Source organism: Streptomyces milbemycinicus (assembly GCF_002154605.1).
In the GTDB taxonomy this organism is placed as follows: Bacteria; Actinomycetota; Actinomycetes; order Streptomycetales; family Streptomycetaceae; genus Streptomyces; species Streptomyces milbemycinicus.
Genome location: NZ_MUNE01000070.1, coordinates 43,200 through 49,591, shown reverse-complemented (window position 1 = coordinate 49,591; position 6,392 = coordinate 43,200). Strand labels below are relative to the sequence as shown.

General features: G+C 68.9%; 7 protein-coding genes. 2 read left to right on the top strand and 5 right to left on the bottom strand.

What is annotated here, in order from left to right:
* Nucleotides 1–290: 290 nt before the first annotated feature.
* The 3 genes from CCN51_RS06560 to thyX all read right to left on the bottom strand — a co-directional run bounded on the left by CCN51_RS06560 (nt 291) and on the right by thyX (nt 3,974).
* Entirely contained in the window at nt 291–1,976 is a 1,686-nt protein-coding gene (locus CCN51_RS06560) for a ribonuclease J (RefSeq protein ID WP_014175958.1), read from the bottom strand.
* A 124-nt stretch (nt 1,977–2,100) separates the two neighbouring features.
* Nucleotides 2,101–3,000, bottom strand: coding sequence for a 4-hydroxy-tetrahydrodipicolinate synthase (gene dapA / locus CCN51_RS06555; protein ID WP_014175959.1), 900 nt, complete (start codon nt 2,998–3,000; stop codon nt 2,101–2,103).
* Nucleotides 3,001–3,233: 233 nt separating this feature from the next.
* Complete coding sequence (thyX, locus tag CCN51_RS06550; protein WP_014175960.1) at nt 3,234–3,974, bottom strand: FAD-dependent thymidylate synthase; 741 nt, start codon at nt 3,972–3,974, stop codon at nt 3,234–3,236.
* 187 nt (nt 3,975–4,161) lie between these two features.
* Between thyX and CCN51_RS06545 the strand changes: the two genes are divergently transcribed.
* Together CCN51_RS06545 and CCN51_RS06540 are read left to right on the top strand one after the other, a co-directional pair.
* Nucleotides 4,162–4,404 (top strand): hypothetical protein, encoded by a 243-nt coding sequence (locus tag CCN51_RS06545; RefSeq protein ID WP_014175961.1) that lies wholly within the window; start codon nt 4,162–4,164, stop codon nt 4,402–4,404.
* 63 nt (nt 4,405–4,467) lie between these two features.
* Nucleotides 4,468–5,022 carry a hypothetical protein gene (locus CCN51_RS06540; RefSeq protein ID WP_014175962.1) on the top strand — a complete coding sequence of 185 codons (555 nt, stop codon included), beginning with the start codon at nt 4,468–4,470 and terminating at the stop codon, nt 5,020–5,022.
* A gap of 115 nt (nt 5,023–5,137) precedes the next feature.
* Here the strand turns inward: CCN51_RS06540 and CCN51_RS06535 are convergent, their stop codons facing one another.
* The gene (locus CCN51_RS06535) at nt 5,138–5,596 is read right to left on the bottom strand and encodes a tetratricopeptide repeat protein (RefSeq protein ID WP_014175963.1); all 459 of its coding nucleotides are present in this window, start codon (nt 5,594–5,596) and stop codon (nt 5,138–5,140) included.
* A gap of 9 nt (nt 5,597–5,605) precedes the next feature.
* Nucleotides 5,606–6,358, bottom strand: coding sequence for a 4-hydroxy-tetrahydrodipicolinate reductase (gene dapB, locus CCN51_RS06530; RefSeq protein ID WP_014175964.1), 753 nt, complete (start codon nt 6,356–6,358; stop codon nt 5,606–5,608).
* Nucleotides 6,359–6,392: the final 34 nt, after the last annotated feature.

Below are 6,392 nucleotides of genomic sequence, written 5' to 3'. Positions count from 1 at the left end.
CCGGGCGCTTCCCTTCGGTGTTTCCAACCTTACCAGATCCGTTTTCCGGTCCGTTCCCGGTCCGAATTTCATTTCTGGTGGCCGTTGGAGTGGCCTTTGCCTTTCGGCTGTCTCCGACTTTATCAGAATTCTCTGAGCCGGATTCCCACCCGCCTTCCGGGTCCTCCCTCGCACGTTGAGTGCTCGGGGTTCCCTTCTGGCGGAGCCGTAAACGTACTGGAGCGGGGCTCCCGGATGCAAATCGGGGAGCCCCGCTCGTGAGTCGGCGCCTTGCGGGTGCTGAGGCTGCGTCAGACCTCGACCACGACGGGGAGGATCATCGGGCGCCGACGGTAGCTGTCGGACACCCACTTGCCCACCGAGCGGCGCACGAGTTGCTGGATCTGATGCGGCTCGGCGACTCCGTCGGAGGCGGACTTGGCCAGGGATTCCTCGATCTTCGGGATGACCGCGGAGAAGGCGGCGTCCTCGATGCCGGAACCCCTCGCCTGGATATGCGGGCCGCCCACGATCTTGCCGGTCGTGCTGTCGACGACCACGAAGACCGAGATGATGCCCTCCTCACCAAGGATGCGGCGGTCCTTGAGCGAGGACTCCGTGACGTCTCCGACCGAGAGACCGTCGACGTACACATACCCCGCTTGCACCTTGCCGACGATCTTCGCGACGCCGTCGACCATGTCGACCACTACCCCGTCCTCGGCGATGACGCAGCGGTTCTTGGGTACGCCGGTCAGGGCGCCCAGTTCGGCGTTGGCGCGCAAGTGGCGCCATTCGCCGTGCACCGGCATCAGGTTCCGGGGCTTGCAGATGTTGTAGAAGTACAGCAGTTCCCCGGCCGAGGCGTGCCCGGAGACATGGACCTTGGCATTGCCCTTGTGGACCACGTTCGCACCCCAGCGGCTCAACCCGTTGATCACGCGGTAGACCGCGTTCTCGTTGCCCGGGATGAGCGAGGACGCCAGGATCACCGTGTCGCCCTGGACGATGCGGATCTGGTGATCGCGGTTGGCCATCCTGGACAGCGCGGCCATCGGCTCGCCCTGGGAGCCGGTGCAGACGAGGACGATCTCGTCGTCCGGCAGATCGTCGAGCGTCTTCACATCGACGACGAGCCCGGCCGGTACCCGCAGATAGCCGAGGTCGCGCGCGATGCCCATGTTGCGGACCATCGAGCGGCCGACGAAGGCGACCCGGCGCCCGTACTCATGGGCCGCGTCGAGGATCTGCTGGATGCGGTGGACATGGCTGGCGAAGCTCGCCACGATGATCCGCCGCTGTGCGTCGGCGAAGACCTGGCGCAGCACGCCGGAGATATCGCGCTCGGGTGGGACGAAGCCGGGGACTTCGGCATTCGTGGAGTCGGAGAGCAGAAGGTCGATGCCTTCCTCGCCGAGCTTCGCGAACGCGGGCAGGTCCGTGAGGCGGCCGTCGAGCGGCAGCTGGTCCATCTTGAAGTCGCCGGTGTGCACGGCCATGCCGGCCGGGGTGCGGATGGCGACGGCGAGGGCGTCCGGGATGGAGTGGTTCACCGCCACGAACTCGCAGTCGAAGGGGCCGATCCGCTCGCGCTGGCCCTCCTCCACCTCGAGCGTGTACGGGCGGATGCGGTGCTCCTGAAGCTTCGCCTCGATCAGGGCGAGGGTCAGCTTGGAGCCGATCAGCGGGATGTCCGACTTCTCGCGGAGCAGGAACGGGACGCCGCCGATGTGGTCCTCGTGGCCGTGCGTGAGCACGATGCCGTCAATGTCGTCGAGCCGGTCCCGGATGCACGTGAAGTCCGGCAGGATCAGGTCGACTCCGGGCTGCTCCTCCTCGGGGAAGAGCACTCCGCAGTCGACGATCAGCAGCCGGCCGCCGTATTCGAAGACCGTCATGTTGCGGCCGATCTCGCCGAGCCCGCCGAGCGGGATGACGCGGAGTCCCCCCTCGGGGAGCTTCGGCGGAGGACCAAGTTCAGGATGCGGATGGCTCAAAAGACTCTCCTCACCACGCGCGCCACGTGCCCCCCTGGGGCACATGGCGCGCGTGACATTCGTGCACTTGCTTGATGTGTCTGTATGAAGTTGTGAAGTACGAAGTTGCGAAAATCGCCACTAGTTACAGCTGTACCCCGCCAGCGGCCAGATCGCGCTTGAGCTGCCCCGTTTCCTCGGCGCTGAGCTCGACGAGCGGCAGGCGCAGCGGCCCGGCCGGCAGGCCCTGAAGGGCGAGCGCGGCCTTCGTCGTGATGACGCCCTGGGTGCGGAACATCCCGGTGAAGACCGGGAGGAGCTTCTGGTGGATCTCGGTTGCCTTCGCGACATCGCCCGAGAGATGGGCTTCGAGCAACGCGCGGAGCTCGGGCGTGACGAGGTGGCCGACCACCGAGACAAATCCGACGGCACCGACGGACAGCAGCGGCAGGTTCAGCATGTCGTCGCCGGAGTACCAGGCCAGGCGCGAGCGGGCGATGGCCCAGCTGGCGCGGCCGAGGTCGCCCTTGGCGTCCTTGTTCGCGACGATGCGCGGGTGCTCGGCGAGCCGGACGATGGTCTCGGTGCTGATCGGTACGCCGCTGCGGCCGGGGATGTCATAGAGCATGACCGGCAGCTCGGTGGCGTCGGCGATGGCGGTGAAGTGCCGGAAGAGGCCTTCCTGAGGGGGCTTGCTGTAATACGGCGTGACGGCCAGCAGACCATGGGCACCGGCCTGCTCGGCGGCCCGGGCGAGCTCGAGGCTGTGCCGGGTGTCATTGGTGCTCGCTCCGGCCACGACATGGGCACGGTCACCGACCGCCTCTACCACGGCCCGTACAAGCTGGGCTTTCTCCGCATCGCTGGTGGTCGGGGACTCGCCGGTGGTGCCGTTGACCACCAGACCGTCATTGCCGGCGTCGACCAGATGGGCGGCGAGTCGCTGAGCGCCGTCGAGGTCGAGCGCGCCATCAGCGGTGAATGGCGTGACCATGGCGGTCAGCATGCGCCCGAAAGGGGTCTGCGATGTGGATGTCGGTGCCATGGGTCCCACGCTACTCGTAGCACGCCTCACGGTGCTCCCTCGGGGCGGCGACCGGGACGGCGGCCATGGGACCCGGCACTGCCTGCTCGGGGGTTCAGACAGTGCCGGATCCGTTTGTTCAGCCTAGATGAACTTCACGAAACGCCGCAATACGGACACCTCTCGCGCATGGCCCGTCCGGGGAGTGTCCGGGGAGTGTCCGAGGACCGCCATGCGCCGCGGTGCGGGCAGCGCTACGGGGCGACGCGCCCGTTGGCGTTGAAGGCGGCGTAGGTGAGCGGCATCAGCTCGGCCCAGATCGCCTCCATCTTCTCGCCGACCATCTCGATCTCCCGCTGCGGGAAGGACGGCACGGCGGCCTGCTCGTGCTGGGTGCGCAGACCGAGGAAGTGCATCAGCGACCGCGCGTTGCACGTCGCGTACATGGAGGAGAACAGGCCGACGGGCAGGACGGAGCGGGCCACCTCCCGGGCGACGCCGGCGGCCAGCATCTCCTGGTACGCCTCGTACGCATGGCGGTAGGCGTCCTCCATCACGCGGCCGGTCAGCTCGTACTGCGCCGCTGTGCCCTCCACGAACTCGTACTTGCCCGGGCGGCCCTGCTGGATCAGCTTGCGGGACTCTCCGGGGACGTAGAAGACCGGCTGGAGCTCGCGGTAGCGGCCGGACTCCTCGTTGTACGACCAGCCCACGCGGTGCCGCATGAACTCGCGGAAGACGAAGATCGGGGCGTTGATGAAGAAGGTCATCGAGTTGTGCTCGAAGGGGCTGCCGTGCCGGTCCCGCATCAGGAAGTTGATCAGCCCCTTGGAGCGCTCGGGGTCCTTGGTGAGCTCCTCCAGGGACTGCTCGCCGGCGGTGGACACCCGGGCGGCCCACAGCACATCGGAGTCGGCCGCGCTGTGCTTGACCAGCTCGACGGTCACATCGCTGCGGAAGCTGGCCTTCTCACTCTCGGCGGGGATATCGGTCACCTGCGGGTCCTTCCATGGTTCATCGCTCAGGGCGCGCCCAGCTTACGGGGCGGCACCGACATCGCCTCCGACCGGTCGTAACGCTGAAAATGCCGAAGGAAGTCGTTGAAAAAGGGCACCTCGTCACTCGTTCACGCGTCCTACCTACTGAAGTACCCACGTTCGAGGTTCCAAGGAGAGCCCCCGTATGTCCCGCCGGCCCGAGCCCGTCCCCTTCGCCTTCGTCGCCGAAGCCGACCAGTTCCGCAGTAATGTCACCCCGCCGCCCCGGCCTCGGGCCACCCGGTCGCAGATAGCGGGCCGCACGCTCATCACTCTGACGATCATCGCCGGGTTCGTGGGCTCGCTGATGTTCGGGTTGCCCGCGCTCGAGAGCGGGCCGCGGACCACTCACCAGGTGCAGCAGTCGGAGGCGTCGGACGGGCGCTGAGCCCCTGGGATAGCCTCAGCCAGCACAGGCCCATCCGGACGTGTGTGTGAGTGAGGACCTTCCGTGCCCCTGCCCTTCCTGACAGCGGACCGCGCCCTTGACGAAGACGGACCGGCGGCCGGAGACGCCTCGTTGCCGTACGAGGACCCGAGCCGCCGGCGCCGCCCTTACCGGCCGGGTCCCTGGAGGATCGGCGGAGGCGCGCTTCTGTTGCTGCTCGCCTCGTATGTGCTCTTCTCCGCGATGATCATCGCCCTCGCGGGATCGGTGCCCGCCGCCGGCATCTGCGTCGGGGGCGCCGCGCTGGTGATCCTGTGCGCCGTCCGGCTGGTGCGTGCGGGGGTGTGGATCGACGAGAAGGGGCTGCGGCTGACGGGCCTGTTCTCCGCCACCACGGTGCGCTGGTCTCAGGTCGCGGCGATACACACCGCCCAGCAGCCGGTGCGGTGGCTGGGGCTGCCGCGCAGTGTCCAGGGACAGGCGGTGCTCATCGAGCTGGCGGAGGGCGGGGCCCCGCGGGTGGCCTTCACCGACCACGGCGCCGACTTCCTCGGCCGCCCCGAGGCCTTCGTCATGGCGGCCGACGCGATCGAGGACCGGGCGGCCCGGTACCGCTGAGGCCCCGAGCCCGAGCCGTCTGACGATCCCGGCTCGATCCCGGGCTCCCTGAGCCCGGGATCAGCCTTTTGGCCCGGGGTCAGCGCTGGGCCCGAGGTCAGCACTGGGCCCGAGGTCAGCTCTGAGCCCGTACCGGCCGGCCGTCGTGCAGGGCGATGGCGCGCTGCATCGCCCTGCGGGCGCGCACCGTGTCACGCGCGTCGTAGTAAGCGACGGCCAGCCGGAACCAGGAGCGCCAGTCGTCCGGCGACTCCTCCGTCTCGGCCCGCCGCTTGGCGAAGACCGCGTCCGCGGAGTCCCGGTCGATCCGCCCGCCGGGCGTCCGCACCAACTCGTCGACCGGGAGGCCGCCCTCGGCCTCCAGCTCGCGGGCGAGCCGGTTCGCGCTGCGCGCGAATACGGTCGTCTTCCACAGGAACCACGCGCCGATGAACGGCAGCACCAGCACGGCCACGCCGAAGGCCACGGTCAGCGGCGTGCCCTGCTCGATGAGCAGCACGCCCCGGCTGCCGACCAGGACGAAGTACACGACCAGGACGGCCGCGAGGACGAAATACGTGATCTTTGCGCGCACCGCTGTGCCTCAGTCCAGATCGAGGAAGTGTTCCAGGCCGAGGGTCAGGCCGGGAGCCGACACCACGCGCCGCACACCCAGCAGCACGCCGGGCATGAAGCTGCTGTGGTGGGTCGAGTCGTGCCGGATGGTGAGGGTCTCGCCCTCCCCGCCCAGCAGGACCTCCTGGTGGGCGAGGAGCCCGCGCAACCGCACCGAGTGCACCCGCACCCCGTCCACCTCGGCGCCACGCGCCCCCTCCAGCGCCGTGCTCGTGGCGTCGGGCTGGGGCGCGCACCCCGCCTGCTCCCGGGCGGCCGCGATCAGCTGCGCGGTGCGGGCCGCGGTGCCCGAGGGGGCGTCCACCTTGTTCGGGTGGTGCAGCTCGATGACCTCGACCGACTCGAAGAAGCGGGCCGCCTGTCGGGCGAACTGCATGGTCAGCACGGCGCCGATGGAGAAGTTCGGCGCGATGAGCACACCGGTGCCCGGCGCGGCCTCGAGCCATCCCCGCAGCTGCGCCAGGCGCTCGTCCGTCCAGCCGGTGGTGCCCACCACGCCGTGGATACCGTGGCGGACGCAGAATTCGAGGTTGCCCATCACCGAGTCGGGGTCGGTCAGCTCGACCGCGACCTCGGCGCCCGCCTCGGCCATCGTCTCCAGCTTGTCGCCCCGGCCGAGCGCGGCGACCAGCTCCATGTCCTCGGCGGCTTCGACGGCCCGTACGGCCTCGGAACCGATCCGGCCCTTGGCACCGAGAACGGCCACGCGGAGCTTGCTCATCGTTCGAATCCCTTGTGTCGTCCGCCGGTGTGCG